We start from the raw sequence: 26,147 nt of genomic DNA, 5'->3' as shown, positions 1-26,147 counted from the left end.
CTTCAGGCCGGTGTAGACCTCGGCGAAAGGCATCGGCGTGGCTGACGCGCCCAACGCGCCGACCAGGCTGACCCACAAGTCGGACGGCTGCACGCGCAGCTTCAGGCCCTTGGTATCGGCCAGCGACTTGATCGGTTTCTTCGCATAGATTGAGCGTGCACCACTTTCGTACAGGGCCAGGCCGATGAAGCCCGACTTTTCGAAGGCCGCCAGAACTTTGTCGCCCTGCGGCCCGTACATGGTCTTGCGGAAATGCTCGATGTCGCGGAACAGGAAGGGGAGCGCCGGCACCATCGACTCGGGCACGATGCCATTGAAGGCCGCCGTATTCACCCGCACCATGTCGAGTGCGCCGATCTTGACCTGCTCGACGGTGTCTTTTTCGGAGCCGAGCGAGCTGTCGCCGAAGATCTTGATCGAGTCCTTGCCACCAGTGGCCTTCGAGAGCTCTTCGCTCATGTGCATCACGGCCTGGTTGGTCGGGTAGTCCTTGGCATGCACTTCGGCCGATCTGAAGGTGCGCGCCGTCGCCGCCGAAGTGGACAGGGCCAGCACGGCAATCGCCATCAGGCCAGGCAGGGTCTTGAGCATGTGTTTCATGGGAGTCTCGGGGGTGGAGTTCGAGTCACTCGAACGGGCCTTTGGTGACGAAGCCGCCACCTTGGTACAGGGTCGCGGGGTTGGTCAGGTCGAGCACCGGCTGGCGCGCCTGTGCGGCAGCACGGAAGGGCTCGGAGCTGTCTTGCGGGCGGTAGCCGATGTGGCGCGCGGCGGCGTTGTCCCACCATGTGGTGGCGTTGTCAGACATGCCGTAGATGACGCTGTGGCCCACCACGGGCGCGGTGAGGCTGGCCACGACCAGGCGCTCCAGGTCGTCGTAGCTCATCCAAGTGGCGAGCATGCGGCGGTCTTTGGGTTCGGGGAATGAGGAGCCGATACGCAGGCTCACCGTCTCGATGCCGTAGCGGTCGAAATAGAACTGCGCCAGGTTCTCGCCGTAGGCCTTCGACAAACCGTAGTGGCCGTCGGGGCGCATAGGCGCTTTCGTGTCAATCACCTCGTCTTGCCGGTAGAAGCCGGTGACGTGGTTGGAGCTCGCGAACACGATGCGGCGCACGCTGTGCTGGCGCGCTGCTTCATACAGGTTGTACGCGCCGACGATGTTGGCCTGAAGGATCAGGTCGAAGGGCTGCTCGGTCGACACGCCACCCAGGTGCACCACCGCGCTCACGCCGTCGAGCAGCGAGAGCATGGCCGCGCGGTCTTCGAGCTTCACGGGGCGCAGCTCTTCACCCGCCGCGGCAAGACCCAGGTCAGCGATGTCGCTCAGGCGCAGGGTGGCGCAGTACGCCTTCAGGCGTGGGCGCAGTTGCTGGCCGAGCCCGCCTGCAGCGCCGGTCAGCAGCAGGCGCTCGAAGCGCAAGGGGGTAGGGTGTGCAGCGGTCATGTCGAAGGCGTTTGCAATGTGAGAGCCGCAGTTTGATGCGCAAGAGAGAGGGCGCGCTTGGTACAGTCCCGGGTCTGAACCGTTGTCTTAAGTTGTAGGTTGTCGTACAACTACAGCATTGTTCGATTTGCCCGTTCTGCTGTCAAGGCAAGTGGATCGGGGTTTCCACGGGGGATGGATGGACAGTCTGCACGCGGCCCCTAGGCGCTCGCGCACTTTGGCGCTCGACTTGGTCGAGGCGCTGGGCGACCGCATACGCGATGGCCGGCTGGCGGCCGGCGACAAACTGCCGACCGAGGCGGCTTTCATGTCCGAATTCGGTGTCAGCCGCACGGTGGTGCGCGAGGCCATTTCCAAACTGCAGGCCTCGGGCCTGGTTGAAACGCGGCATGGCGTGGGTACTTTCGTGGTGGGCCTGGGCGACGCGGCGCCGTTTCGCATTGCGCCCGAGCAGTTCGCCACGCTGCGCGACGTGATCGCGGTGCTGGAGCTGCGCATTGGCATCGAAACCGAGGCCGCCGGGCTCGCCGCCCAGAGGAGAACGGCGCAAAACCTGCGCGACATGCGCTCGGCGCTCGACATCCTCACCACTACCATCGAAGCCGGGCGCGACGCCGTCGGCCCCGACTTTCAGTTTCACCTAGAGGTCGCGCGCGCCACGCAAAACAGCCACTTCGCCGAGCTGATGGCGTCGCTGGGCACGATGATCATTCCGCGTGCGCGGCTCGACCGCAAACCGGTGCCGGTAGACGACCGGCGCGACTACCTTCGACGCGTCAACAGCGAGCATGAAAGCATCTACGACGCCATCGCCAGCCAAGACCCCGAGGCTGCGCGCGCGGCCATGCGCACCCACCTGGCCAACAGCCGCGAGCGACGCCGCCGGGCCAACGCCGCCGGCTGAGCACGCTCAGGGTTTTGTGTGTTTCTGCGCGCCTATGTTGTACGATGACTGACAACACGCTGCCCGAAATCGAGGCAAAGGAGACGCCATGAGAGAGAACCGCTTGCGCACGATGTGGAAGGCGGGCGAAGCCGCCGTGAACGGCTGGCTGGCCATCCCCAGCAGCTTCTCAGCCGAGACCATGGCCCACCAGGGTTGGGACACGCTGACTGTGGACCTGCAACACGGCATGGTCGATTACCAGGCCATGATCCCGATGCTGCAGGCCATTTCCACCACCGACACGGTGCCGGTGGTGCGCGTGCCCTGGCTGGAGCCGGGCATCTTGATGAAGACGCTGGATGCGGGGGCATACGCCGTCATCTGCCCGATGATCAGCACGCGCGAAGACGCGCAAAAGCTCGTCGCCTACACGAGCTATGCACCCCAAGGCACGCGCAGCTTCGGGCCGGTGCGTGCGCTGCTCTACGGTGGCGCCGACTACCAGGCACATGCCAACGACACCATCGTGCGCTTCGCCATGATCGAGACCGCGCAGGCACTCGACAACCTCGACGCCATCCTCTCGGTCGAAGGGCTGGACGCGATCTACATCGGCCCGTCCGACCTGTCGCTCGCGCTTGGCTGCAAGCCCACCTTTGATGACGTCGAGCCGACAGCCGCGCAGGCCATCGATCACATCTTGGAGCGCGCCAAGGCGCACGGCGTGGTGGCCGGCATTCACAACGGCGGGCCCGAGGCCGCGCTGGCGCGCATAGCCAAGGGCTTTCAGTTCGTGACCGTCAGCTCCGACGCGCGGCTGATCGCTGCGGGTGCGCAGCAGATCATGGGCGCGATGCGAGCCGGCCAGCGCAAGCCGGATGCGGGCGCCGGCTCTTACTAAGCCATCGTGGAGTTCCGCTTTTCGCGGGAATGACGGGTTCACCAAGGAACACAAATGAAGATCGGATTCATAGGCCTGGGCATCATGGGCGCACCGATGTGCGGCCACTTGATTGCGGCCGGGCATGAGCTGTACATCCACACGCGCAAGCCAGCGCCAGCTGACATCGCAGGCAAGGCCACGGCCTGCGCGAATGCTGCCGCGGTGGCGCAGGCGGCCGAGGTCGTCATCCTGATGCTGCCTGACACGCCTGACGTCGAGGCGGTGCTGTTCGGCAAGGCCGGCGTGGCCGAGGGCTTGGAGCGCGGCAAGACTGTTGTCGACATGAGCTCCATCTCGCCCATGGAGACCAAGGCCTTTGCCAAGAAGATCAACGACCTGGGTTGCGACTATGTTGACGCGCCCGTGTCGGGCGGCGAGGTGGGCGCCAAGGCCGCGTCGCTGACCATCATGGTGGGCGCGAGCGAGGCTGCGTTCGAGCGCGTGAAGCCGCTGTTCGAGAAGATGGGCAAGAACATCACGCTCGTGGGCGGCAACGGCGACGGCCAGACCTGCAAGGTGGCCAACCAGATCATCGTGGCGCTCAACATTGCGGCGGTGGGCGAGGCGCTGGTGTTTGCCAGCAAGGCCGGCGCAGACCCGGCCAAGGTGCGCCAGGCGCTGATGGGCGGCTTTGCGGCCAGCCGCATTCTTGAAGTGCATGGCGAGCGCATGATCAAGCGCACCTTCAACCCGGGCTTTCGCATCGGCCTGCATCAGAAAGACTTGAACCTCGCGCTGCAAGGTGCACGCACGCTGGGCGTGGCCTTGCCGCAGACAGCGGGTGCGGCGCAGCTGATGCAAACCTGCGCCGCCAACGGCATGGACCAGCTCGACCACTCGGCGCTCGTCAAGGCACTCGAACTGATGGCTGACCACCCTGTGATGCCCGATCCTGCGGGTTGAGAATGTCGGCATGAGCTTGGACCCGCGCGCCTTTCTTCGCTCGCTCTTTGATGCGGCGATTGCTGCGGCACAACCGGCGCGGGTGATGGCTGCGCACCTGCCGCCGCCGCCCAAAGGCCGCACCCTGGTGCTAGGCGCGGGCAAGGCCGGCGGCGCGATGGCAGCAGCGGTCGACGCGCTCTGGCCGCAAGGCGCGCCGCTGTCAGGCCTGGTCGTCACGCGCTACGACCACGTGCCACCGGCCTACAGGGAGCAGCGCGGCCGCATCGAGGTCGTGGAAGCCTCCCACCCGGTGCCCGACGAAGCCGGTGCTCGCGCCGCGCAGCGCATCGTCGAGCTGACACGCGGCCTGACACCTGACGACCTGGTGCTGTGCCTCATCTCCGGCGGCGGCTCGGCCTTGCTCAGCATGCCGGCTGCAGGCCTCACGCTCGCCGACAAGCAGCACATCAACAAGGCGCTGCTGCACAGCGGGGCCAACATCGCCGAGATGAACTGCGTGCGCAAGCACCTCTCGGCTATCAAGGGCGGGCGCCTCGCTGCGATGTGCGCGCCGGCGCCTGTGGTCACGCTGCTGATCTCCGACGTGCCGGGCGATGACCCGAGCGTGATCGCGAGCGGCCCCACCGTTGCCGATGCCAGCACCTGTGCCGATGCCTTGGCCGTATTGAGGCGCTACCGCATCGACATACCCGTCGCGGCGCTTGACGGCTTGCAACGCGGCACGCTTGAAACACCCAAGCCCGGCGACCCGCTGTTCGAGGGCCATGCGGTGCGCCTCATGGCCACGCCGCAGGCCAGCCTGCAGGCCGCCGCCGAAGCCGCGCGCACGGTGGGCATGCACGCCCATATCCTGAGCGACGAGATCGAAGGCGAGTCGCGAGAAGTGGGCAAGGTGCATGCGGCCTTGGCGCGCGCCATTTCGCGCCGCAATCAGCCGTTTGCCAAGCCTTGCGTGATCTTGAGCGGCGGTGAGACCACGGTCACCGTGAAACCCGGTGCCGATACCACGGCGAGCCGGGGCGGGCGCGCCACTGAGTTCTTGCTCGGCTGCGCCATTGCCCTGCAGGCCGAGCCGCAAGTGTGGGCGCTGGCGGGTGACACCGATGGCATTGATGGCGTACAAACCAATGCCGGCGCCATCGTCACGCCCACCACGCTGGCGCGAGCCGCAGCCCTGGGCCTCAAGGCGCAAGATCGGCTGGACGCCCACGACGCGTGGCATTTCTTCGAGCCGCTCGGTGACCTGGTGGTGACTGGCCCTACGTTCACCAACGTCAACGATTTCCGGGCACTGCTGATTCTTTAGGCCTGGCCGCGAGCGCCGACCGCAGCACTCTCCAGCGTCTTGATCGATGCCATGGTGAGCCTGTAACTCAGCCTCTCAGCAACGCGCTCGGCACCCAGGCTTTCATAGAAGGCGATCCCTCTAAGGTTGGCCGCATTGACCGGCCAATCGATGCGGGAGCAGCCATGCTCGATAGCGTGGCGGGCCACCCACGCCATGAGAGCCTTGCCCACGCCTTGGCTTCTTTCTGACGAACGCACATAGAGTTCTTTGAGGGTGCACTGGCGACACTTCTCCGGCGCAGGCTCTACCAGGGAATAGGTGAGCGAGATGGCTGCAAGCCCCAGGGCTTGCCCGTCTTCTCGTGCCGCCACCACCAGGCGCAGGGGTGAGTCGGCCGCCAACAGGTTGTGGAGCAGGTGCTCACGAACCACTTCCCGCGAGACCGCAGCCCCTTCGTTGTAGTAGGCGTGCAGACCGCCGAGCAGGTCGACCATGGACTCGTGTTGATGCGGTTCGAGAAGTGCAACGTGCATGCGGTCTCCTGGGCAAGGTGGATGGAGGCACTTTTTAGCAAGCCGAGCCAATTTCAGCAATGAGGCTAATGCTTTCTGCGAGGGGCAAAGACCCTCAAGAAATAAAACATGCGTGCAACCCGGCTCACCCGATGTACGCTGTGACCGCGCCACAATGCGCACCTCAATACAAATCAAAAAAATGCTGAGGGAGGTTCACCCAGAAATGCATAGAGAACCTCATGAAAACCAGAGACGTCGAGATCTTCACAGGCAAGCGCTTCAAGGTGCCGCAAGGCATTCAGCGCATTGACCACCGCGCCACCCATGGCTGGCAGTTGCGCTACGGCGGCACCAAGCTTTTTTCGGATGGCTCCCAAGACGGCCTCGGTGCAGCGGCCTCGCTGAAGCTGGCCACTGAAGAGCTGTTCAAACGCATCGCCAAGTTGCCCGCCCCTTCGCGCCTGCAGCGCGCGCCCAACGAAAACAAGACCACCGATCTGCCGGTGGGCATCTCGGGCCCCATCGTGCGCACGCGGCCGGGTGCCAAGGTGAGCGAGTGCAACCTGCTGGTGTCGCTGCCGCGCTACGGCAGCATCCCGCGGCGCAGCACGATCTACATCGGCAACGAAAACACCTACACCGTGCAGCGCTACAAGCTGGCGCTGGAGCGCGCCATCAAGCTGCGCGACGAAGCCGAGAAGACCTACCGGCGTGAGGCGACGCGCGCCAAGCGCGCCGGTGCGCAGGTACTGATCGAGAAGCAGAGCCGGCGCGCCTCCGCAGCGCGCTGAGGCGCTCTTGCGCCGCCCGAGCGGGCGCCCCTGCCCTTTTAGTCTGTGAGCGCAAGCCGCCCGCAACCGCGGGCGTCGCGGCGTGGCGGGCCGTGCACATGCGCGTCAGCCCCTCTTGTCACCGCGCGGGTGATGGACTAAAAACGAAAAGATTCGGGCATAAACGAAAACAAACTAGGGTTGTTTATTGTCAATAGGCTTTCGCTTCCTGGTTCATTTTTGTGTTCGTTTCAATTCCCTGGGCACCAGACCCACCACCCGACCGGCCACGCGCCGGCACACCGGAGACAATCCTCATGCTGCGTTCACGCCGTCATCTCATTGCTCTTGCGAGCCTCACTGCCATCGGCCTCCCAGGCTGCGCCTCGATGATGGGCAAGCCGTCGCCCACCTTCACCCTGCCGATGGCCGACGGCACCAAGCTCTTCGTGCGGCGTTGGCTCGCCGTGAGCGGCACGCCTAAGGGTGTCGTGCAAATGGTGCACGGTGCTTCCGAGCACAGCGGGCGCTATGACCGCTTTGCGCAGCACCTCAACAGCGACGGCTGGTTGGTGTACGCCGATGACCACCGCGGCCATGGCTACACGCGTGTGCGTAGCGGTGCGCTTGGCGACGCAGGCCCTGATGCCTGGAACAAGTTCGTCAGCGACGAGAAGTCGCTCAACGAATACATCGCGGCGCAGCACCCGGGGCTCAAGGTCTTCATGCTCGGCCACAGTATGGGCTCGTTCATCGCCCAAGACTACGCGGCGCGCTACGGCAACACTGTGTCTGGCGTGGTGCTGTCGGGCAGCAACGGCGTGCTGGCCAATGCTGACCAGACGGTGGCCGCCGTGAAAGACCTCGCCAAGGCCAACCCCATGGCCCCGTCGCCGGTGCTCGCGGGCGTGTTCGAGTCGTTCAACAAGCCTTTCACCGGCAAGCCCGGTTTCGATTGGCTCAGCCGCGATGCGGCCGAGGTCAAGAAGTACCAGGAGGATTCGATGGCCGGCTTCGCCTTCAACAACGAGCTGGTGGCCGACTTTTTCGCCGGCCTGCGCGACCTGTGGAACCCGGCCCATGAGGCGCGCATTCCGAAGGCCTTGCCGATCTACGTGGTCTCGGGCGACAAAGACCCGGTGAGCGGCAACACCGCAGGCCTGGACGTGCTACTGGCCAACTACAAGCGCTACGGCCTCACCGACGTGCAGCACAAGTACTACCCGGGTGCGCGCCACGAGATTTTGAACGAGACCAACCGCGACGAGGTCGAGGCCGACATCATCGGCTGGCTGAACGCCAAGCGCGGCTAAGCAGTGCGGCTGCGGGCCTTAGTTCGCAGAGGCTGCGCCTGAGGCCGGCAGGCCGAGCCGGCGCGCCGTTCTCTCGATGGCGCCACCGGCCGCTGACGCGCCGCGCTCGGCTGCGCTGGCCGCGGTTTTGAGGCCGCTCTTGGCGGCATTCACGCCACGCTCCACGCCACTTGCTGCCGCGTGCGCGCCGCGTTGCACGCCACTGGCCGCGGCATGGGCGCCGCGCTTGGTGGCGCCTTCGACTTTGGTGGCCACACTGGAGGCACCGCTCGCAGCGGAGTCGGCCACCTCGGTCGCCCCGGCCACGGCAAGACCTGCGGCGCTTTGCAACACCAGCACCAGGGCCACATTCCAAATCAGTTTGCGCATCTCAGACTCCCACGTTTAGCGTCGCAGGATGATAGTCGCGGCTTTTGCTCGCGCGGCGCCAAAGCCGCACTGTCGCCGTACAGCAGTGCGCGAAAGCGGGCATGACGGCCACGGCGGCACAATCGATGCGCATCGTCGGCGTCACCCGAGGAGAACCTGAATTGCTCACCTTGTACTTTGCCCCTGCCACCTGTGCCCTGGCCGCGCACCTCGCGCTCGAAAGCGCCGGTGCCGACTACCAAGCGGTGCGTATCGACTTCGGGCGTAACGAGCAGAATTCAGCCGGCTACCTGAAGCTCAACCCCAAGGGCCGCGTGCCCGCACTGGTGACGAGCCGCGGCATCCTCACCGAAACCCCCGCCATCCTGCTGTTCATCGCCCAGACCCACCCGCAAGCGGACTTGGCCCCGCTCGACGATGCGTTCGAGCTCGCGCGCATGAACGCCTTCAACAGCTACCTCAGCTCCACCGTGCACGTGGCCCACGCGCACGGGCGCCGCGCCTCGCGTTGGGCCGACGACCCGGCCGCCATTGCCGACATGCAGAAGAAAGTGCCGCAGACCATGAGCGGCTGCTACGAGCTGATCGAGCACGAGTTCTTCAAGGGCCCGTGGGTGATGGGCGAGCGCTACACGCTGAGCGACCTGTACCTCTTCACGCTGTCGCAATGGCTTGCAGGCGACGGGGTCGACGTGAAGCGCTTCCCCAAGGTGGCCGATCACATGCAGCGCATGGCGGAGCTGCCGATCGTTCGCAAGGTGTTGGCGGCGCAGAGCGCGAAGGCCTGAGTTGCCCCGCCGGCGCGCGGCCAACTCGATTCGACGCTGGCTTAGGAGAGCGTTCGCTTGAAGAAGGCAACCGTGCGCTGCCAGGCTTGCTTGGCGGCGGCCTCGTCGTAACGTGGCGTGGTGTCGTTGTTGAAACCGTGTTGCACGCCGGGGTAGATGTAGGCCTCGTAAGCCACGCCGGCTGCCTTCAGCGCGGTCTCATAGGCTGGCCAGCCAGCGTTGATGCGCTCGTCGGCGCCGGCGTATTGCAGCAGCAGCGGTGCCTTGATGCGCGCGGCCTCGGCAGCGGAAGGTTGCGCGCCGTAGAAGGGCACACCTGCTGCGAGACCGGGCAGGCGTGTGGCCAGGTAGTTCACGATGCCGCCGCCGTAGCAGAAGCCCACCGCGCCGACCTTGCCGTTGCCCGCAGGCAAGGCCTTCAGGTACTGGTAGGCCACGACGAAGTCTTCACGCGTCTTGGCTTGGTCGAGCTTGGAGAAAAGCTCGCGTGCCTTGTCTTCGTCGCCGGGGTAGCCGCCAAGGGGGGCGAGTGCGTCGGGCGCGAAGGCGACGAAGCCGTCGAGCGCCAGGCGACGGGTGATGTCTTCGATGTGCGGGTTGAGGCCACGGTTTTCATGGACGACCAACACCGTGGGCAACTTGCCGGAGGAGGCTTGCACGGGCTGGGCGAGGTAGCCGCGCACCGTGCCGTAGCCTTGCGGTGAGGGCAGCTCGATGCGGCTCGTCTTGAGCCGCGCGTCTAGCGGCGGCACCTGCTGCGCTTGGGCGAAGTCCGGGCTCAGTGCTGCCAGCCAGCCTGCAGCGGTGGCACCGACTGCCGCGTACTTGGCCGCCCCATCCAGAAAGCCGCGCCGGCTCAAGCCACCATGCACGTACTGATCGAAGAGCTTCAACACTTCGGGTGGGAAGTCTTTGGCAGTCAAACGGCTCATGGGTTCACTCCTGGGGTGGTGTCGTGGGCTCGGCAGGCGACTATGCAATCACCCGAGGAACCACCTGCCCGTGGTGGGTATGTGCCCGGCGGGGGATGAACAACGAAAACAAAATCGTCAGAACGGCAGCAGCTTGAAGTTGGCCACCCGTTCGGCCAGCCAGATGGCGGCGATGGCAGCGATCAGCAAGGAGCCGCCGATGAAGATCAGGCGCTGATACAGCCAGCGCTTGCGCAGGCCGAAGGCCACCGGCAGAAACACCGCCACGATGGCGAGCTGGCCACACTCGACGCCGACGTTGAAGCCGACCAGCGCGAGCAGCAGCGCACCTTGCGGCAAGCCCAGGTCGCCCAGCACGCTCGCGAAGCCGAAGCCGTGGATCAAGCCGAAGCAAAACGCCACCAGCCAACGCCGGCCCTGGAACACCGGCCACACGTTGTTGAGAGCGGCCAGCACCACCGACGCCGCAATCGCTGACTCGACCCAGCGGGTAGGCAGTGACACCAGCCCCAGCGTAGCAAGCGACAGTGTGATCGAGTGCGCCACGGTGAAGGCGGTGACGATCTTGGCCACTTCCCAGAACGACTGCTTGAAGCTGCCCGCCGCTTCCCAACGCGGTTTGCGCCACACCAGCACAGCCGGCAGCAACAGCGAGAGCAGGAAGAGGATGTGGTCGAAGCCTATCCAGATGTGCCACACGCCTTCGCGCACGTAGTCGCTGAACTGCGAGAAGAGGCTCATGTCTTTCAGCGCGAAGACTTGCTGTCGGGCTGCCGGGCTGAAGATGGCGGTGCGCGTGTGGCTTTGCGCGCTCAGGTTGAGCAGGCCGCGGTGCTGCGGGTCGATGTCGGCAAAGAGGCTGTAGGTGAGGGTGAGCTGTGCGGGCGCATGGGCGCAGCGGATGCGCAAGTGCAGCACGCTGTAGGCACCGTCGGAATGGTGGTCGACCTGCTGCTCCGGCACCTCGACCTTGCAAGCTGCACCGTCGCTCTGCACGGCCAGGCGTGCCAGGGCGTACGCGGCGATCTCGGCGTGCTTGGCGCGTGTTTCACCCCAGGTGATGTTGCCGTCGCCATCGGCGTCGAGGCCTATCGCGTAGTCGAGGTCGCGCAGGGCGATATCCCAGCGGCCGGTTATGTCGCCGACGCTGGTGTCGGTCACCTGCAGGCTGAGGTAGCTGTCGGAGGGCTTGTGGGCTTGCGCCGAAGACAGGCCTATCCACAGGGCGGCGAACAGCAGCCACGCGCGCATCAGGAGCCACCCTTCAGCTTACGGGCCAGCGCATTCAAGGCGGTGCTTTCGATGTGCGAGGCGGCCATCCACTGCAGCACCGGCTCGGCCGCCGCGGGTTGGCCGGCGGCGAGCGCGGCTTCGAGCAGGATGCGTGCGTCAGCGGGCTCGCGCTGCACGGCGTAATTTTGTTGCGCGAGCTTCAGTGCTTGCGGCGCTTGGCCGAGCACCCCCAGGGTGAAGCGCGATTCTTCTTTCTGGTGGGTGGCGTCGCCGCGCAGGCGGGCGTCTTCGAAGCGCGCGCTGAGATCGTGTTGCCAGATGGCAAGCATCGGGCTCTTCAACGCCTTCGCGGCGAGCACCAGGCGCAGCAACAAGAGATCGGAGCGCGTCTTGTCTTTCAGCAGCCCCAGCACCTCAGCCGGGCGCTCGCGATCAAGCAGGAAGTCGGCATAGGCGGCCAGCAGGTAGCCGTCGGTCAGGCCCAGGCCCAGCGCGCGGCGATAGCTGGCCTCGGCTTCAGTGTGGCGGCCCAGGCGGTCTTCGATCTCAGCCAGGCGCGTCAGCACCCAGAGCTGCTCTTCGGGCGTGGCCTCAGGGTGTTGCGACAGCGCGTTGCGCAGGCGGGTCGCCGCCGCGCTGGCGTGGCCGGTGACGGAGTGCACATTGGCGATGCAAGCAATGCCGATCAAGGGCGTGGCCAGGGAGGCCACTTGCTCGCAGGCGCGCTGCGCGCCGGAGTAGTCGGCCTGCACCATGCGGATGGCGGCCTGCCAGGCCCAGGCCTCGCCTTGCTGCGGGTCTTGCTGCAAGGCAGCCTCCAGGTCGGCGAGTGACGCATCGAACTGGTGGCTGAATTGCAACAGGATGGCGCGCATCACCCGCACAGCCACCGGCGGGTCAGCCATGCCCCACCACGGCGCCAGCGCGGCCTGGGCGTAGCCGATGTAGCGGGGGTCGCCTTCAGCGGCCACTTCGTTGTAATAGCGCCGCGCCAGGTGCACGGCCAGGTCAGGGCTGTTGGGGTTTCGCGTCAGTTCGGCTCGCAACTCTCGCAGCTGGCGCATGCGCGGGTCGGCGGCTCGCGCCGGCAAAACTTCGAGCACTTCGGCGTCAGAGCCCGGCGTATAGGGCGTTGCGGCCACATTGCCGGCAAAAGCGGCGAGTAAAAGGGCAAGACAGAGGGGGGCGGCGAAGCGCATAGGCCGAAGGGAAGCAAGGGCGGCATGGTAGCAACGGATCGATAAATTCCGCGTTTTGGATCAGAATGCGCCCCGGCCCTGTCATGCAATGTCAGCGCTCTTCCAACCCTATCCAGGAGATAACTATGACCAAGCTTCTTTCGACCCTGATCGTTGCCGCATTCGCCTTCACCGGTGTTGCAGCCCAAGCTGCATCGCACGCCGGTGCCGCCCCCATGAAGGCCAGCGAGCCGGCCGATGGCGCCAGCGCCGCCAAGAAGAAGATGATGAAGAAGGAAATGAAGAAAGAGAAGGCAGAAGCCAAGAAAGAAGAAGCGAAGAAGTAATTCTTCAGCCGCTTTTTCTATGCGGCTACTTGTCGCAGAGGGTGTGCGACAAACTAAAGGCAGGAGGTTTCTCCTGCCTTTTTTCTTGGGTGTTTTGCTTTCGCGTGCTCAGGGCGCGACGCGCGATCGCCTAAGGGCGCGCAATGCACCCACCGGCGGCCCGACAAGCGGCGCACGCGGCGCCGGGGTGCGCGTGGGTTGACGCTCACCTTGCGAGAGCGACCACGCACAGCTTTGTGCGAGGGCCCATGCCGCCACCACGAACAAGCCCATGCCGGCGATAGCAAACAAGACCAGCAGCGCGCCATGCACCCACTGATCGCTGAAGACAGCGAACAGCACACCCGAAAGCGCTGCGGTGAAGCCCGCTCTCATGCTGCCGGTGGCACCCAGCATGCCGCCTAGCGCCAGCGCGTAGCAGGCCACAAAGACCCATGCCAGCACCATCTGCGCGAAGCTCAGATTTTTGAGGGTGAGGAGGATGCCGTCCATGGCGCTGAGCATAGACAAAGAGTTAGGCGCGTGGATGTCAGAAAACGCCGCGTTGTGCACTTCCACCGAGATGAGGGGAGTGCACGCAGGCGCGCGTGTAACGGACTCGTGCTGCGCGCAACAGCTTTGTGTGAAACCTCTCGTTCGGGGCTTGCGGCGGGGCCGCGCCAACCTGAATTCTCAGGTTCTCACCGAGCGGGTGCGGTGCTGTAATGCACAGCAAGCTGCAAACCTATTGAAGGGGGGCGCATGGGGTCACGGTGGTGGCAAGGCGAGAGACCCACGACGATTCGGGCGCGGGTGCAGCTGCTTGTCGTGGCCTGCGTGGTACCGGCGTGGCTGCTCGCGTTTGCCATCTCCTATGTGTCGTATCAGCGCGAGCGAAATGCGATCGTGATCACCACGGTGCAGGCCGCTCGCTCGCTCACGCAATCGGTGGAGCGCGAGTTTTCGACCAGCATTGCCGTGCTGCAGACGTTGGGCACGTCGACCCACATTGATGAAGGCGACATGCGCAGCTTTCACGCGAGCGCTAGCGAGACGCTGCGCTACAGCTCGGGTGAGGTCATCTTGCTGCTTGACACCGAGCTGCGAGTGCTGATGAGCAGCCAAACGAGATTCGGCACGCCCCTGCCCACACTGAAGCACGACCGCTTCCCGCAGGTGATGGTGACCCGGCAGCCGGCGGTGTCCGAGTTCTTCATCGGACAGGTCTCCCGTGAGCCCCAGGTGGCCGTGGCCGTGCCGGTGATACGCAACGCACGCGTGATCGGCCGGCTGGAGATGGTGCTTTCGCCTCAGCGCTTCACCCAGCTTCTGGCGCGCCAGCAGATGGATCCGGATTGGACGGTGGCCGTGCTCGACAGCCATGGCGTGATCGTGGCCCGCAACCGCAAAGCCGAGAGTTTCGTGGGCCAGCCTGCCACCCCGGCGATGCTGCAAGCGCTGAAGGATTCACCTGAAGGGAGCTCGCGTGGGAAGACGAAAGACGGCATCGACGTTATCGCCTGCTTCAGCCGCTCATCTGCCTACGGCTGGTCCGTGGCCATCGGCGTGCCCGAGGCGGCGCTCAACGCCAGGCTTGAGCGCACGCTCGTGGCGTACATCGCCGGAACGGCGGCCATGCTGACCTTGGGCCTCTTGTTGGCCAGCGTGATCGGGCGGCGCATCTCGGAGCCCATTCAGGCGCTGGTGGCGCCAGCTCTGGCCATCGGCATGGGTGAATCGGCGAGCATTGCGCCGTCGCCGGTGCGCGAGGTGGCCGAGCTGGGCCAGGCCTTGCAGCAGGCGCTGGCGCTCCTGCGTGAGCGCGAGCAGGCTCGCCAACAGGCAGTCGCTTCACTGCGTGACAGCCAATCGCGCCTGCGCATGGTGCTTGATGCCAGCCAGATCGGTGATTGGGATCTCGACCTGCGCACCGACGAATTGCACCATTCACTGCGTCACGACCAGTGCTTCGGCTACTCCGGGCCGGTGCCCGACTGGACGGTGGCAACTTTCTTCGATCACGTGCATCCCGATGATCGGGAGCGGGTCAACCGGAACATGCAGGCCGTGCTTCGCGACGGCAAAAGCTGGCAGCAAGATTGTCGCGTGGTGTGGCCTGATGGCAGCGTGCATTGGCTGTCCACGCACGGCACCTGCCTCAGCGAAAACAGCGTGCCGTACTTCATGATGGGTATCGTGATCGACATTTCCGACCGCAAGCAAAGCGAAGAGCTGCGGCTGAACAGCGTGCGCCTGGAGCTCGAGAACCAGCAGATGCAGGAAGCCAACCGGCTCAAGAGTGAGTTCCTGGCCAACATGTCGCACGAGTTGCGCACGCCGCTCAACGCGGTCATCGGCTTCGCTGACATCCTGCGCAGCAGCAGCGCGCCCTTGCCAGCGATCAAGCAACAAGAGTTCCTAGGCCACATTGCATCGAGCGGGCGCCACTTGCTGCAGCTGATCAACGACGTGCTCGACTTGTCCAAGGTTGAATCGGGCAAGCTCGATTTTTTTCCCGAATGGGTGGACCTGCCGCGGCTCATGGGCGAAGTGACCGGGGTATTGCAAGCCGAGCTGGCGCTCAAGGGCATCACGCTCATCACCGAGCTCGAGCCGGGCCTGACCGACCTGCTGCTCGACCCGGCTCGGCTCAAGCAGATGCTCTACAACTTTCTGTCGAATGCCATTAAGTTCACCGACCCCGGTGGGCAGGTGGTGCTGCGCGCGTTTGCGCAAGGGCCTTCGCATGTGCGCATTGAAGTGGAAGACACGGGCATCGGCGTTGCCGAAGCCGATCAGCACAAACTCTTTCACCAGTATCAGCAGATCCACAGCGGCTACGCCAAACCGCACCAGGGCACCGGCCTGGGCCTCGCGCTGACGCGCCGCCTGGCGGAGTTGCAAGGTGGCTCGGTCGGGGTGCGCAGCACACTCGGCGTGGGCAGCGTCTTTCATCTGGTGCTGCCGCGCCGCAGCGGTCGGCACGGCATCGAGCCGTAGGGCGCATTTCTCAAATCCTGAAGCCCCGTGCGTGTGGTGAGTCGACAGGCGCGGTGATAGATTCGCGCCTCGTCTGGTCGCATTGGTTGTTGGTGGCGAGCACGACACACCCCCGCACGTACACAAGAGAACCTCATGAGCGCAGACACCAGCACCCAGGCACGCAGCACCCTCGGCGCCATCGGCATCGGCGTGAGCGATCTGAGCCGATCGGCCGACTTCTACATGCGCGTGCTAGGCATGAAGCAGCTGCGCACCTTCAAACTGCCCTACATGGATGAGATCGTGCTGGGCCTGGAGGGCAGCCGCGGCTCGGCCATCGTGCTGATGCAATGGACGGATGGCTCGGAGCGCCATTACGGCAACAACGCCATCAAGCTGGTGTTCTATGTGCCAGACCCCAAGGCCCTGGTGCAACGCATTCGCGACGAAGGGCTTGAAATCGTGCGCGAGCCCGTGCCGGTGCCAGCCCTGGGAAATGCAGTGGTGGGGTTTGCCAAGGACCCTGATGGCTACCTCATCGAGATCCTTCAGGCAACGCCCAAGGTGGCCTGAGGCCGCAGACGATGGCCGCTGCCCCGATCAAGTCCAAACCGCGCGCGCCCAGGGCACGCCTGTCTGCCGATGAGCGGCGCACCCAGATCTTGGACAGCGCCACGGTACTCATCCTGCATCACGGGCTGTCGCACTGCACGCTGGAAGAGGTGGCCGCCACGGCGTCGATCAGCAAGGCGCTCATCTACCGCCATTTCTCCAGCCGCGATGAGCTGCTGAAGGCGTTGCTTGAGCGTGAGTTCAGCGTGTTGCGCGGGCGAGGCCTGGGTTCGTTTCCGCCCGACACCCCCTTCGAACACATCCTGCGCGTGGCCACCCAGCAGGCGTTCGACTACCTCTATGAGCGCGGTGCGATCTTGCGCGAGCTGTTCAGCGACCGCGCAGCCATCAAGCTGCTGCAAGGGCGTGACCGCGACGAGCGCATGCTCAGCACGCAGTTCTTCGTCGAGAAGTCGATCCGCACTTACCGCGTGCCGCCTGAGGTGGCGCAGATCATCGCGGTCATCACCATCAACGCGCCAGCCTCGGCGGCGCGCGGGCTGCGCAAGTTCGGTTTCTCGCCGCAGATGAGCGCCGACGTGTGGTCCGAATTCATGCTCGGCGGGTGGGCCGCACTGGCCAAACGCTTCGGCGAAGCCGCCGTGCCGGTGGCCCCGCAGGCCCATACCGAAACCTCCAAATCCACCCTGCGGGCGGCCCGCAAGCGCTGAACAAGACGTGTCGCCCGTCGTACCGGGTGTTCCGTTGGTGCGCCGCAACGAAGGGATTCCCCTCGCTTGTGCGCGAATTCTCGGCTTGTAGACTCTTTGTCTACTAAGGTGCGCACCGTGAGTCGTGCATCGACTAACTACCGAGATCAGAGACGGTGGAGACGAGCCTGAACCTGGCGCAGGGCAGGGACAAGACCCAAAACTTGGAGACAACGACATGAAGAGATCAATTCTTGCTCTGGCGTCACTCGCTGCCTGCGTGGGCACTGTGCACGCGGCCGACAGCGTGACCCTCTTCGGTGGTGTAGACGGCAACGTCACACGTGTCAGCGCCGACGGCAAAGGTCATGTCTGGCAGGTGCGTGACGGTGGCATGTACGTGAGCAAGATTGGCTTCACCGGCAGCGAAGACCTGGGTGGTGGTTTTCGCGCCCACTTCTATCTGGAGTCGCAAGCCAACAGCGACACCGGCACCGGCGTAGCCACCAACACCAACAACCTCTTCAGCGGCGGCTCCCCTGCCGGTGCTTTCGCCTGGAACCGCAAGGCCACGGTGAGCCTGTTCACGCCGGTGGGCGAAGTGCGCATGGGCCGTGACTACACCGCCACCTTCGTGCCTGCGACCTACTTCGACCCGTTCTTCAGCGCGGGCGTGGCCAGTGCCGTCAACTACCAGCCTTACTACAAGTACATCTCCACGATCGGCCAGACACTGGCCCCTGGCACGCTGGTGCGCGCCAGCAACATGTTGGGCTACTTCATCCCCGCGACCTGGGTGCCGGGCTTGTATGCCTATGGCCAGGTTGCGCTGGGCGAAGGTGTGGGCCCGCGCTACACCGGCATAGGCTCGGGCTACCGCAGCGGCCCGTTGTTCGTGGCGGCGGCCTACGGCAAGACCAAGGCGCCGCTCACCGACACCGGCGCCTACCTCACCGCGCCTACCGCCAGCGGCAACAACAACCTCAACGTGTTCTCGGCAGGCGCGTCGTACAAATTCGGCGGCAGCTTCACCGTGATGGGGTTCTATCACTCGCAGAAGCTTGATTCCTTCGGCCAGCTGGGCGGTCCCACCGAGACAGACCGCAAAGTTGACGACCTGCTGATCGGCTTCTCTTGGGCCATTGGCGTCAACACGATCAAGGCGTCGTACATGGCGCGCAACGACAAGGGCCTGGCCGATGCCGACTCGCGCCAGGTGGGTGTTGGGTACTCGTACCACTTGTCCAAGCGCACGGCGGTGTACGCCAATTACGTGACCATCAAGAACGACAACTCGGCCAACTACAACTTCATTGCCTCCGGCTTCCTGCCGACGGCGGGTGGTAAGGCCAGCGCCGCGCAGGCAGGCATTAGCCACAATTTCTGAGTTTCCTAGGCGATGCCGGAGAGACTCCGGCTGCATGTTTGAATGGGGCTTCGGCCCCATTTTTTTCAGGGTATGCCCGGATGAGGTGGCGGCGTCTGAGAGGCGAACAATGAGGCTCGAAACCTCAGCGAGACACTCATGACACAAGACACGCCACCTGCCACCGACCCCGCAGTTTTGCAGCAGATGTTTGGCCGGGCGATGGCGCAAGGCATGGCCTTGGCGTTTTGGGCGGGCGTGATCCCGCAGGCGCCGGCCCTGGTGTCTGATGCCGGTACCCGCAGTTTTGCGCAGCTCAACGCACGCTGCAACCAACTGGTGCGGGCACTGCGCACCCGTGGCCTTCAAGCTGGCGATGGCGTGGCGGTGATGTGCAGCAATCGGCTCGAATTCGCCGAGGTCCTGTGGGCCACGCGCCGCGCAGGCTTGCGCGTGACACCCATCAACTGGCACCTCACCGCCGAAGAGGCGGCCTACATCGTCAACGACTGCGACGCCAAGGTGCTGCTGCTAGACGCGCGCTTTGCAGGCCTCGCCCCCGCTTTGGCCGAGCACACCCATTGCGCGCGCATTGCCATCGGTGGTGAGCTGGCTGGCTACGAAGACTACGAAACCATGCTGCAGCCGCAAGACACCGGCGACATCCCCGATCCGCAGCTCGGCACGTCAATGCTCTACACCTCAGGCACCACCGGCCGCCCCAAGGGCGTGAGCCGCGTGGCGGTGGCTGGCAGCCCCACCAGCGAGGCGGCCGCCTACCAGCCCGGCGTGAGTGTGCACCTGTGCACCGGCCCGCTGTACCACGCAGCCCCGCTCATGTTTTCGCTTGCGGTGCCCAACGCCTTCGGTGCCACCGTGGTGTTGATGGATGGGTGGGACGCCGAGCGCGCACTAGAGCTGATAGCGCAGCACCGCGTGACGCACTCGCACATGGTGCCCACCATGTTTCACCGGCTGCTCTCGCTGCCCGCCGCGGTGCGCGCGGCCCACGACACCAGCTCGCTGCAATACATCTTGCATGGCGCGGCGCCGTGCCCGGTGCCGGTGAAACGCGCCTTGATCGAATGGATAGGCCCCATCGTGCACGAGTACTACGCCGCCACTGAGGGCATGGGCAGCCTGGTCGACTCGCACACCTGGCTGCTCAAGCCAGGCACGGTGGGCCAGGCCGAGCCGGGGCACATCCGCATCCTGGGTGACGACGCCGGCGAGCTGCCGCCGGGCCAGGTGGGCACGGTCTATCTTCGTGCACCAGATGACGGCCGCTTCAGCTACTACAAGGACACCTCCAAGACGCAGCAGGCGTATGTGGGTTCGCACTACACGCTGGGCGACATGGGCTACCTTGATGAAGATGGCTTCCTCTTCCTCACAGACCGCAGCGCCAACCTCATCATCTCGGGTGGCGTGAACATCTACCCGGCCGAGGTGGAGGCGTCTTTGCTCACCCACCCGGCCGTGGCCGATGTCGGTGTGATCGGCGTGCCCAACGACGAGTGGGGCGAAGAGGTGAAGGCAGTGGTGCTGCTGCAGGGCGCGTACACCGCATCAGACGATCTCGCCCAAGCCTTGATAGCACACTGCCGCACCAACCTCGCGCACTTCAAGTGCCCGCGCAGCGTCGACTTCGTCGCCGAGCTGCCACGGCACGACAACGGCAAGCTGTACAAGCAGAAGCTGCGTGAGGCTTATCGCAAGCGCGTTTGATGGCTGAGGCTTGGATGCAGTGAAGAGGACGCAAAGGGCGCAAAGGGAAGACGCAAAGGACGCTAAGAAAACCGTCGTTGAATTCCTTGCGATCTTTGCGTCTTCCCTTTGCGTCCTTTGCGTCCAAAAAGAGCTTACCCAGGCTCTGCTGCTCAATAACCCATTTTTTTCTTCATCTCCTGATCCACCCATATGCGTGCGTGAATAGGGCCCGGCCGCTCTGCTCCTGCGCGCAGCTCGCCGCCGTAGTTTTTCACCCACGGCCACCAGGCCGTGTACACGTAGGGCACGGGCAGCCAGATGTAGGGTGACTTGTCGAGAATCTCGCGCGTCATGAGGCGCACCTTGATCTGGCGGATCTTCTCGTCGGGCTCGGCGAGCACCTCGCCCATCTTCTTGTCGAACTCGGGATCGTTCCAGCGCGAGGGGTTGAAGATAGAGGTCTTGCCGAAGTTTTTGCGGATCGAAGTGGTCGGGTTGGTGATGGTGCTGATCATGAAGTAGCCGGGGTCGTTGGTGCCCGTGGCCATGGCCCGCCCGTAGGCGCCGAACTCGGTCAGGTCCATTTCCATCTTCACGCCCACCTTGGCGAGATATGAGCCCACGAGGGTGACCAGGTCGTGGTTCTGCGTGTTGCTGCTCACCTGTACCTTGAAGCTGAAGCCGTTCGGGTAGCCGGCCTCGGCCAGCAGCTTCTTCGCCTTGTCGGGGTTGTAGGTGTAGAGCTCTTTGATCGACTCGGGCATGGCCGACAGCGGCTCGTAGTAGCCGGCGAAATCAGGGTGCTGCGGGTGCACGAACATCTCGGCGTTGCCGCCGTAGTAGGCCTTGACGATTTCCTGCTTGTTCACGGCCATGTTGAGCGCGCGCCGCACGCGCACGTCGTCGAAGGGCTTGGTGTCTGTGCGCATGGCGATCATCGTGCCCGAGATGCCCAGCCACTTCGAGGTCTTGAGCTTGGGCGCGCTCTTCTTCAGCTCGTCAATGGCGCTCCAGCTCACGAGCTCCAGCACGTCGAGCTTCGCGGTGCGCAGCGCCGTCAGCGCGGTCGCTTCTTCCTTGATGGTGCGGTAGCTGATCTTGTCGACGAAGGGCAGCTTGTAGGCCTGGCCGCCGATGGTGTCTTTGTCCCAATAGAGGGGGTTCTTGGTGAAGGTGCTGGAGCTGCCCTGCACGTAGTCGCTCAGCATGAAAGGGCCGCTGCCGTTCACGTGCTTCCAGTTGCCGGCCCCGGCGGCGCTCACTTCCTTGGGCACGATGGCCGAGTAGTAGCCATAGCCGAAGCGGTAGTCCCATTCCGCGTTGTAGTTCTTGAAGGTGAACACCAGGCTGTGCGTGCCGGTGGCTTCGACCTTGGCCACGTGGTCGAAGTAGCCCGGCTGCTTGCGCGGGCTCTTGAGCAGCCGCTCGTAGCTGTAGACCACGTCTTCGGCGGTCAGCTCGCGTGACTCCATCACACCAGGCTTGGCGGGAAACATCACGCCGCGGCGCAAGGTGATCTCCACCCGGAAGGGGTTGTCTTTCGTGACCCAGCTTTCGGCCAGCTCGCCGCGCGTGCCGTCGGGCGGCAGCCAGGCATCGGCGATGAAGCGGTGGGCGCCGCCGCGGTGCCGCGCCTTGGAGAGGTCGGCCGCAAACAGTTGTTCGTAAGTCAGGCCCGCGTCATTGTTGAGCTTCCACGACCAGTCGGCCGGGTCCCACGATTGCGCGTTGAGCGTGATGAACAGCGTGCCGATGTTGAGCGCGCCGCCGTACTGCGGCTTGTCGACTTGCGGCTTGTCAGCCTGTGCACTGGCAAGCGCAAGCGCAGGCGCCAGGGCCAATGCCGCAGCGAGTGCACCGGCGAAAAAGGGCGCCGCAATGCGGGGCAATGTCATGCAAAGCTCTCCTTGGGGTGGGTGCCGCGACATACTTTTTGTTCGACCGATCGGTGCCGGGCGCAGCCATCATGGCCCATGCCTGCTCTGTCATTGAGAGGGGAAACTCTGGGAATTGCAGGCCCACTTCAGGCCGCGCCCTGCGCATACCTGCCTTTCCAGGCGCGCCCCAGATGCACAACCTGTCACGAATGCACGGGTTTTGATGCAAGGTATTGCAGCGCAGAGCGTGCAGGCCTCAAGCCGGCCTGCCGGCACCCGATATCCGGAGTAACTCTTGCTCGTCGAGCCATGCGCCACCTTGTTCTCCGCTTTTGGCGGTTCTTACCCGTCAGCACACGTCTCTGTATCACCGCCGGTGGTGTGGCGGGTGGCTTGCTGCTGGGCCTGGCCGGCGCGACTGGGTGGATGCTGGAGCGCGCTTACGCCAGCAGCGTGCAGCTGGCCTACAGCGAAGTCGACAGCGCTTCGCAGCGCCTGGGTGACCGCGTGCAGCGCCTGCTCGACCAAGTGAACCAGACCGCCTCGCTGGTCAAGCACTATCAAGAACAGAATGGCAACGTCGACCTGGTTGCCCTGGAGAAGACGGGCCTGCTCGCCCCCGCGGGCCGCATCTCGGTGGCGCTGGCCGACCAGACCGGCCTGGTGTTTGCTCAAACCGCCGCGCGCGGCGCGGTGCCGCCCAAGCTCACGCATGTGACCGACCGCCAGCATTTCCAGGCCTCCTGGACGCGCACTGGCCTGGCCACCACGCAGCCAGTTTTCTGCGAAGAGCTTCAGCGCTGGATGGTGCCGGCGGGCCGCCAGCTCAAGCGCGCCGATGACAGCTTCGGCGGCGCCGTGCTGTTGGCCTTCGACGCAGCTCTGCTCACCGAAGGCTTCGTCGCCAACGACAGCCCGGGCAACGTGGTGGGCGTGGTGGGTGCGGACGGCATCTTCCGCTCGCGCTTGTCAGACCAGCGCCAGACCTCGGGTGACTTGATCGGTGGCGACAGCCTGGTGCAGGCGTCCAAGCGCATAGACCGCAGCATGAAGCCGACCCCGAGCCCCAGCGATCGCGTGGCACGCTTTACTTCGGTCACGCCAATCGCCGGGCACGACCTGTATGCGGTGGTGGCCGTGCCGGCCTCCACCTCGATGGCCGGCTATGAGGCGTTTCGAGCCGAGTCGCTCGCCGCGGCGCTCGCGGCCGGCCTGATCATCATCGTCATCACCGTGGTGCTCACCCGCCAGACGTACCGCCTGCGCCGCACCGTGGTCGAGAAAGAGCAAGCCGAGTTGCGCGTGTTCCACGAGAAAGAGCTGCTGGAAGTGACGCTGCGCTCCATCGTCGACGGTGTGGCCGCCACCAACCACCAGGGCCGCGTGACCTACCTCAACCCCGCCGCCGAAGAGATGACGGGCTGGACAGTGGCTGAAGCCATCGGCAAGCCACTCACCGAAGTGGCCTGCCTGGTGCACGCCCACACCCGCGAGCGCCTCAACTTCGGCCTGGCCGACCTGGCCCGCCCCGGCGCACAGGCCCGCTCGGCGCGCGACTCGGTGCTGATGCACCGCAGCGGCGTGCCGCGCTCGATCGAAGACTCGGGCGCCCCCATCCTTGGGCGTGGCGGCGCGGCCGTGGGTGCTGTGCTGGTGTTTCACGACGTCAGCCCGGCCAAAAAGCTGGCCGCTGAAATGTCCTACCAGGCCAACCACGACCTGCTCACCGGCCTGGCCAACCGCCCGGCCTTCGAGATGCGCCTGGACTCGGCGCTGGCCGTGGACGACCCCAAGGCGAGCGGCGTGGTGATGTTCCTCGACCTTGACCAGTTCAAGGTGGTCAACGACACCTGCGGCCATGTCGCGGGCGACCAATTGCTCAAGCAAGTGACGGCCTTGCTGATGCAAGAGATCCGCAAGCAAGACACGCTCGCCCGCCTGGGCGGCGACGAGTTCGGCGTGCTGCTCGAATCGTGCCCGATCGAGCCCGCCATGCGTGTGGCCGAAGCCATGCGTCGGCGCGTGAGCGAGCTGCAGTTCGTGTGGGAAGGCCGCTCATTCCAGCTCACGGTGAGCGTGGGCCTGGTGCCCTTCAAGGCTCATCAGTACAGCCGCTCCGACCTGCTGCGCGTGGCCGACTCGTCGTGCTACGTCGCCAAAGAGGCGGGCCGCAACCGCGTGCACGTGTACGACGAAGCCGACACCGCGGTGGCCCACCGCAACGGCGAGCTAGACTGGTTCTCGCGCTTGCAGAAGGCGCTGAGCGAAGACCGCTTCGTGCTTTACGCACAGCGCATCGCCTCGATCCAGGAAGACGGCGGCGGCTACGAAAGCGTCGAGGTGCTGATCCGCCTGCTCGACGACGAAGGCAAGATCGTTGCGCCCATGGCCTTCATTCCGGCGGCCGAGCGCTACGGCCTCATGCCATCGATCGACCGCTGGGTGATTTCGAAGGCGCTGAAGATGCACGCCGGCTTTGCCAAGCACTACAAGCTGCCGGCACGCTTCAGCATCAACCTGTCGGGCGCCTCGATGGCCGACGCCTCTCTGGTCGACTACGTGCGCCAGCAGCTCAAGACCCACCGCGTGGCGCCAGAGTTGGTGTGCTTCGAGATCACCGAGACCGCCGCTGTCGGCAACTTCGACATCGCGGTGCAGCTGATGCACGGGCTGCGTGAGCTGGGTTGCCGCTTCGCGCTCGATGACTTCGGCGCCGGCATGTCTTCGTTCACCTACCTCAAGCGCCTGCCCGTCGACTACGTGAAGATCGACGGCGCCTTCGTGAAAGACATGTCAAAAGACGCTGTCGACTTCGCAATGGTCGAGGCCATACACAACATCGCCCACCGCATGGGTCTGCGCACCGTGGCTGAGTTTGTGCAGAACGACACCACCATCGACATGCTGCGCAGGCTGGGCGTTGACTACGTGCAGGGTTACGGCGTCGAGAAGCCGCGCCCACTGGACGACGAAGCCCGCGGCACCGAGGCCGCGGCCCGGCTGCTGGCCGAGATGCCGGCGCAGCTCATCGCCGCCTAGCCTGCCCGCGCTGCTGGCGTCGTAGGCGCATTCCCACAGCGAAATACGGCGGCGCGCACTGGCCGCTTGGGGGCTGCCGCTCCTACGATCGTTTCACTGCTTTGCATGTCGAAACGAGACTCTCATGGCAACCGCGTCACGCGCCTTGTGGAAAGGCGCCATCAGCTTCGGGCTGGTGCACATACCCGTCAGCCTGCACGCCGCCACCACCGAGAGCGGCGTCGACTTCGACTGGCTCGACAAGCGCAGCATGGACCCTGTCGGCTACAAGCGCATCAACAAGCGCACCGGCAAAGAGATCGACAAGGACAACATCGTCAAGGGCGTGGCGCATGGCGAAGGAAAGTATGTGGTGCTCAGCTCGGAAGAGATCGAGGCCGTGTACCCGAAATCCACTCAATCGATCGACATCGAGGCCTTTGTCTCGGCCGCCGAGATTCCCTTCCTCTACCTCGATCGGCCGTACTACCTGGCGCCCATAGGCAAGGGCGAGAAGGTGTACGCGTTGCTGCGCGAGGCTTTGCTGAAGAAGCAGCGCATAGGCTTGGCGCGCGTGGTCATCCAGACCAAGGAGCACTTGGCTGCGCTGGTGCCGGTGGGCCCGGCTCTGGTGCTCAACCTGCTGCGCTGGGGTGCAGACATTCGCACCTGGGCAGACTTGAAGCTGCCCAAAGAGGGTGTGAAGGGTGCCGGTGTGACCGAGCGCGAGATGAAGATGGCCGGTCAGCTGATCGACGACATGACGACCGCCTGGCAACCCGAGAACTTCAGCGACAAGTTCAAGGACCAGGTGATGGCCTTGGTGGAAAAGAAGGCCAAGGCTGGCGACGCCGAGACGGTGCTGCAGCCGGAAGAAGAGGCGCCAGCCGCCAAGGCCGGCAATGTGATCGACCTCACCGAGCTGCTGCAGCGCAGCCTGAAAGGCGGGGGCAAGGCCAAACAAGCGGCCAAGGCCCAGCCGGAAGCCGAGCCCAAGCGCAAGCCGGCCGCGAAGAAGAAGCGCGCCGCCTGAGCACC

At 64.8% G+C, this 26,147-nt stretch carries 24 protein-coding genes; 15 read left to right on the top strand and 9 right to left on the bottom strand.

From position 1 onward, the window contains the following. Positions 1-600 (bottom strand): TRAP transporter substrate-binding protein DctP (gene dctP, locus AC30QB_RS03805; protein ID WP_489544861.1); only part of this gene is annotated, 600 nt, incomplete at its 3' end. A 25-nt stretch (positions 601-625) separates the two neighbouring features. Continuing rightward, on the bottom strand, positions 626-1,447 hold the full coding sequence (locus tag AC30QB_RS03800) for an NAD-dependent epimerase/dehydratase family protein (protein ID WP_489544860.1): 822 nt from the start codon (positions 1,445-1,447) through the stop codon (positions 626-628). Between the two features lie 178 nt (positions 1,448-1,625). On the opposite strand from AC30QB_RS03800, the gene AC30QB_RS03795 reads away from it, so the two are divergent. From AC30QB_RS03795 to AC30QB_RS03780, 4 genes are all read left to right on the top strand, one after another. After that, on the top strand, positions 1,626-2,351 hold the full coding sequence (locus AC30QB_RS03795) for a FadR/GntR family transcriptional regulator (protein ID WP_489544859.1): 726 nt from the start codon (positions 1,626-1,628) through the stop codon (positions 2,349-2,351). An 88-nt stretch (positions 2,352-2,439) separates the two neighbouring features. Continuing rightward, on the top strand, positions 2,440-3,234 hold the full coding sequence (locus tag AC30QB_RS03790) for an HpcH/HpaI aldolase family protein (protein ID WP_489544858.1): 795 nt from the start codon (positions 2,440-2,442) through the stop codon (positions 3,232-3,234). 54 nt (positions 3,235-3,288) lie between these two features. Continuing rightward, positions 3,289-4,179 (top strand): 2-hydroxy-3-oxopropionate reductase, encoded by an 891-nt coding sequence (locus tag AC30QB_RS03785; RefSeq protein WP_489544857.1) that lies wholly within the window; start codon positions 3,289-3,291, stop codon positions 4,177-4,179. Positions 4,180-4,189: 10 nt separating this feature from the next. After that, positions 4,190-5,488 (top strand): glycerate kinase type-2 family protein, encoded by a 1,299-nt coding sequence (locus AC30QB_RS03780; RefSeq protein ID WP_489544856.1) that lies wholly within the window; start codon positions 4,190-4,192, stop codon positions 5,486-5,488. On the opposite strand, the gene AC30QB_RS03775 is transcribed toward AC30QB_RS03780, so the two are convergent. Further along, positions 5,485-5,964, bottom strand: coding sequence for a GNAT family N-acetyltransferase (locus tag AC30QB_RS03775; RefSeq protein WP_489544855.1), 480 nt, complete (start codon positions 5,962-5,964; stop codon positions 5,485-5,487). The two genes, AC30QB_RS03780 and AC30QB_RS03775, sit on opposite strands and share 4 nt — an antisense overlap. A 260-nt stretch (positions 5,965-6,224) precedes the next feature. On the opposite strand from AC30QB_RS03775, the gene AC30QB_RS03770 reads away from it, so the two are divergent. Both AC30QB_RS03770 and AC30QB_RS03765 read left to right on the top strand, forming a co-directional pair. Next, positions 6,225-6,776, top strand: coding sequence for a hypothetical protein (locus AC30QB_RS03770; protein ID WP_489544854.1), 552 nt, complete (start codon positions 6,225-6,227; stop codon positions 6,774-6,776). A 296-nt stretch (positions 6,777-7,072) separates the two neighbouring features. After that, complete coding sequence (locus AC30QB_RS03765) at positions 7,073-8,068, top strand: alpha/beta hydrolase (protein ID WP_489544853.1); 996 nt, start codon at positions 7,073-7,075, stop codon at positions 8,066-8,068. Between the two features lie 18 nt (positions 8,069-8,086). Here the strand turns inward: AC30QB_RS03765 and AC30QB_RS03760 are convergent, their stop codons facing one another. Continuing rightward, positions 8,087-8,437: a hypothetical protein gene (locus tag AC30QB_RS03760; protein ID WP_489544852.1), complete on the bottom strand. Its 351-nt coding sequence runs from the start codon at positions 8,435-8,437 to the stop codon at positions 8,087-8,089. 161 nt (positions 8,438-8,598) lie between these two features. Between AC30QB_RS03760 and AC30QB_RS03755 the strand changes: the two genes are divergently transcribed. Then, entirely contained in the window at positions 8,599-9,225 is a 627-nt protein-coding gene (locus AC30QB_RS03755) for a glutathione S-transferase family protein (RefSeq protein WP_489544851.1), read from the top strand. Positions 9,226-9,266: 41 nt separating this feature from the next. Here the strand turns inward: AC30QB_RS03755 and AC30QB_RS03750 are convergent, their stop codons facing one another. The 3 genes from AC30QB_RS03750 to AC30QB_RS03740 all read right to left on the bottom strand — a co-directional run bounded on the left by AC30QB_RS03750 (position 9,267) and on the right by AC30QB_RS03740 (position 12,589). After that, positions 9,267-10,157 carry a dienelactone hydrolase family protein gene (locus AC30QB_RS03750; protein ID WP_489544850.1) on the bottom strand — a complete coding sequence of 297 codons (891 nt, stop codon included), beginning with the start codon at positions 10,155-10,157 and terminating at the stop codon, positions 9,267-9,269. A gap of 117 nt (positions 10,158-10,274) precedes the next feature. Further along, the gene (locus AC30QB_RS03745; protein ID WP_489544849.1) at positions 10,275-11,408 is read right to left on the bottom strand and encodes a HupE/UreJ family protein; all 1,134 of its coding nucleotides are present in this window, start codon (positions 11,406-11,408) and stop codon (positions 10,275-10,277) included. Then, positions 11,408-12,589, bottom strand: coding sequence for a tetratricopeptide repeat protein (locus tag AC30QB_RS03740; protein WP_489544848.1), 1,182 nt, complete (start codon positions 12,587-12,589; stop codon positions 11,408-11,410). The genes AC30QB_RS03745 and AC30QB_RS03740 overlap by 1 nt, the downstream gene beginning before the upstream one ends. A gap of 125 nt (positions 12,590-12,714) precedes the next feature. On the opposite strand from AC30QB_RS03740, the gene AC30QB_RS03735 reads away from it, so the two are divergent. Continuing rightward, positions 12,715-12,915 (top strand): hypothetical protein, encoded by a 201-nt coding sequence (locus tag AC30QB_RS03735; RefSeq protein ID WP_489544847.1) that lies wholly within the window; start codon positions 12,715-12,717, stop codon positions 12,913-12,915. Positions 12,916-13,023: 108 nt separating this feature from the next. Here the strand turns inward: AC30QB_RS03735 and AC30QB_RS03730 are convergent, their stop codons facing one another. Then, positions 13,024-13,407 (bottom strand): hypothetical protein, encoded by a 384-nt coding sequence (locus tag AC30QB_RS03730; protein WP_489544846.1) that lies wholly within the window; start codon positions 13,405-13,407, stop codon positions 13,024-13,026. Between the two features lie 300 nt (positions 13,408-13,707). On the opposite strand from AC30QB_RS03730, the gene AC30QB_RS03725 reads away from it, so the two are divergent. The 5 genes from AC30QB_RS03725 to AC30QB_RS03705 all read left to right on the top strand — a co-directional run bounded on the left by AC30QB_RS03725 (position 13,708) and on the right by AC30QB_RS03705 (position 20,232). Next, a complete protein-coding gene (locus AC30QB_RS03725) occupies positions 13,708-15,894 on the top strand; it encodes an ATP-binding protein (RefSeq protein ID WP_489544845.1) in 2,187 nt (728 codons plus the stop codon). Positions 15,895-16,029: 135 nt separating this feature from the next. After that, positions 16,030-16,449, top strand: coding sequence for a VOC family protein (locus AC30QB_RS03720; RefSeq protein WP_489544844.1), 420 nt, complete (start codon positions 16,030-16,032; stop codon positions 16,447-16,449). Positions 16,450-16,460: 11 nt separating this feature from the next. Beyond that, on the top strand, positions 16,461-17,159 hold the full coding sequence (locus tag AC30QB_RS03715; protein ID WP_489544843.1) for a TetR/AcrR family transcriptional regulator: 699 nt from the start codon (positions 16,461-16,463) through the stop codon (positions 17,157-17,159). A gap of 217 nt (positions 17,160-17,376) precedes the next feature. After that, a complete protein-coding gene (locus AC30QB_RS03710; protein WP_489544842.1) occupies positions 17,377-18,525 on the top strand; it encodes a porin in 1,149 nt (382 codons plus the stop codon). Between the two features lie 138 nt (positions 18,526-18,663). Continuing rightward, complete coding sequence (locus AC30QB_RS03705) at positions 18,664-20,232, top strand: AMP-binding protein (RefSeq protein WP_489544841.1); 1,569 nt, start codon at positions 18,664-18,666, stop codon at positions 20,230-20,232. Positions 20,233-20,384: 152 nt separating this feature from the next. Here the strand turns inward: AC30QB_RS03705 and AC30QB_RS03700 are convergent, their stop codons facing one another. After that, a complete protein-coding gene (locus AC30QB_RS03700) occupies positions 20,385-22,109 on the bottom strand; it encodes an ABC transporter substrate-binding protein (RefSeq protein WP_489544840.1) in 1,725 nt (574 codons plus the stop codon). Between the two features lie 291 nt (positions 22,110-22,400). On the opposite strand from AC30QB_RS03700, the gene AC30QB_RS03695 reads away from it, so the two are divergent. After that, entirely contained in the window at positions 22,401-25,130 is a 2,730-nt protein-coding gene (locus AC30QB_RS03695; protein WP_489544839.1) for an EAL domain-containing protein, read from the top strand. A gap of 124 nt (positions 25,131-25,254) precedes the next feature. Further along, positions 25,255-26,142: a non-homologous end joining protein Ku gene (gene ku, locus AC30QB_RS03690; protein WP_489544838.1), complete on the top strand. Its 888-nt coding sequence runs from the start codon at positions 25,255-25,257 to the stop codon at positions 26,140-26,142. Positions 26,143-26,147: the final 5 nt, after the last annotated feature.

The organism is Rhizobacter sp. (assembly GCF_046595475.1).
Classification (GTDB): Bacteria; Pseudomonadota; Gammaproteobacteria; order Burkholderiales; family Burkholderiaceae_C; genus Rhizobacter.
This window is presented reverse-complemented; position numbering and strand designations above follow the sequence as displayed.

Bases quoted from the DNA above. Each gene is read 5' to 3' on its own strand.
- AC30QB_RS03800 (WP_489544860.1), bottom strand. From the start codon at position 1,447: ATGACCGCTGCACACCCTACCCCCTTGCGCTTCGAGCGCCTGCTGCTG.
- AC30QB_RS03795 (WP_489544859.1), top strand. From the start codon at position 1,626: ATGGACAGTCTGCACGCGGCCCCTAGGCGCTCGCGCACTTTGGCGCTC.
- AC30QB_RS03790 (WP_489544858.1), top strand. From the start codon at position 2,440: ATGAGAGAGAACCGCTTGCGCACGATGTGGAAGGCGGGCGAAGCCGCC.
- AC30QB_RS03785 (WP_489544857.1), top strand. From the start codon at position 3,289: ATGAAGATCGGATTCATAGGCCTGGGCATCATGGGCGCACCGATGTGC.
- AC30QB_RS03780 (WP_489544856.1), top strand. From the start codon at position 4,190: ATGAGCTTGGACCCGCGCGCCTTTCTTCGCTCGCTCTTTGATGCGGCG.
- AC30QB_RS03775 (WP_489544855.1), bottom strand. From the start codon at position 5,964: ATGGTCGACCTGCTCGGCGGTCTGCACGCCTACTACAACGAAGGGGCT.
- AC30QB_RS03770 (WP_489544854.1), top strand. From the start codon at position 6,225: ATGAAAACCAGAGACGTCGAGATCTTCACAGGCAAGCGCTTCAAGGTG.
- AC30QB_RS03765 (WP_489544853.1), top strand. From the start codon at position 7,073: ATGCTGCGTTCACGCCGTCATCTCATTGCTCTTGCGAGCCTCACTGCC.
- AC30QB_RS03760 (WP_489544852.1), bottom strand. From the start codon at position 8,437: ATGCGCAAACTGATTTGGAATGTGGCCCTGGTGCTGGTGTTGCAAAGC.
- AC30QB_RS03750 (WP_489544850.1), bottom strand. From the start codon at position 10,157: ATGAGCCGTTTGACTGCCAAAGACTTCCCACCCGAAGTGTTGAAGCTC.
- AC30QB_RS03745 (WP_489544849.1), bottom strand. From the start codon at position 11,408: ATGCGCGCGTGGCTGCTGTTCGCCGCCCTGTGGATAGGCCTGTCTTCG.
- AC30QB_RS03740 (WP_489544848.1), bottom strand. From the start codon at position 12,589: ATGCGCTTCGCCGCCCCCCTCTGTCTTGCCCTTTTACTCGCCGCTTTT.
- AC30QB_RS03735 (WP_489544847.1), top strand. From the start codon at position 12,715: ATGACCAAGCTTCTTTCGACCCTGATCGTTGCCGCATTCGCCTTCACC.
- AC30QB_RS03730 (WP_489544846.1), bottom strand. From the start codon at position 13,407: ATGGACGGCATCCTCCTCACCCTCAAAAATCTGAGCTTCGCGCAGATG.
- AC30QB_RS03720 (WP_489544844.1), top strand. From the start codon at position 16,030: ATGAGCGCAGACACCAGCACCCAGGCACGCAGCACCCTCGGCGCCATC.
- AC30QB_RS03715 (WP_489544843.1), top strand. From the start codon at position 16,461: ATGGCCGCTGCCCCGATCAAGTCCAAACCGCGCGCGCCCAGGGCACGC.
- AC30QB_RS03710 (WP_489544842.1), top strand. From the start codon at position 17,377: ATGAAGAGATCAATTCTTGCTCTGGCGTCACTCGCTGCCTGCGTGGGC.
- AC30QB_RS03705 (WP_489544841.1), top strand. From the start codon at position 18,664: ATGACACAAGACACGCCACCTGCCACCGACCCCGCAGTTTTGCAGCAG.
- AC30QB_RS03700 (WP_489544840.1), bottom strand. From the start codon at position 22,109: ATGACATTGCCCCGCATTGCGGCGCCCTTTTTCGCCGGTGCACTCGCT.
- AC30QB_RS03695 (WP_489544839.1), top strand. From the start codon at position 22,401: ATGCGCCACCTTGTTCTCCGCTTTTGGCGGTTCTTACCCGTCAGCACA.
- ku (WP_489544838.1), top strand. From the start codon at position 25,255: ATGGCAACCGCGTCACGCGCCTTGTGGAAAGGCGCCATCAGCTTCGGG.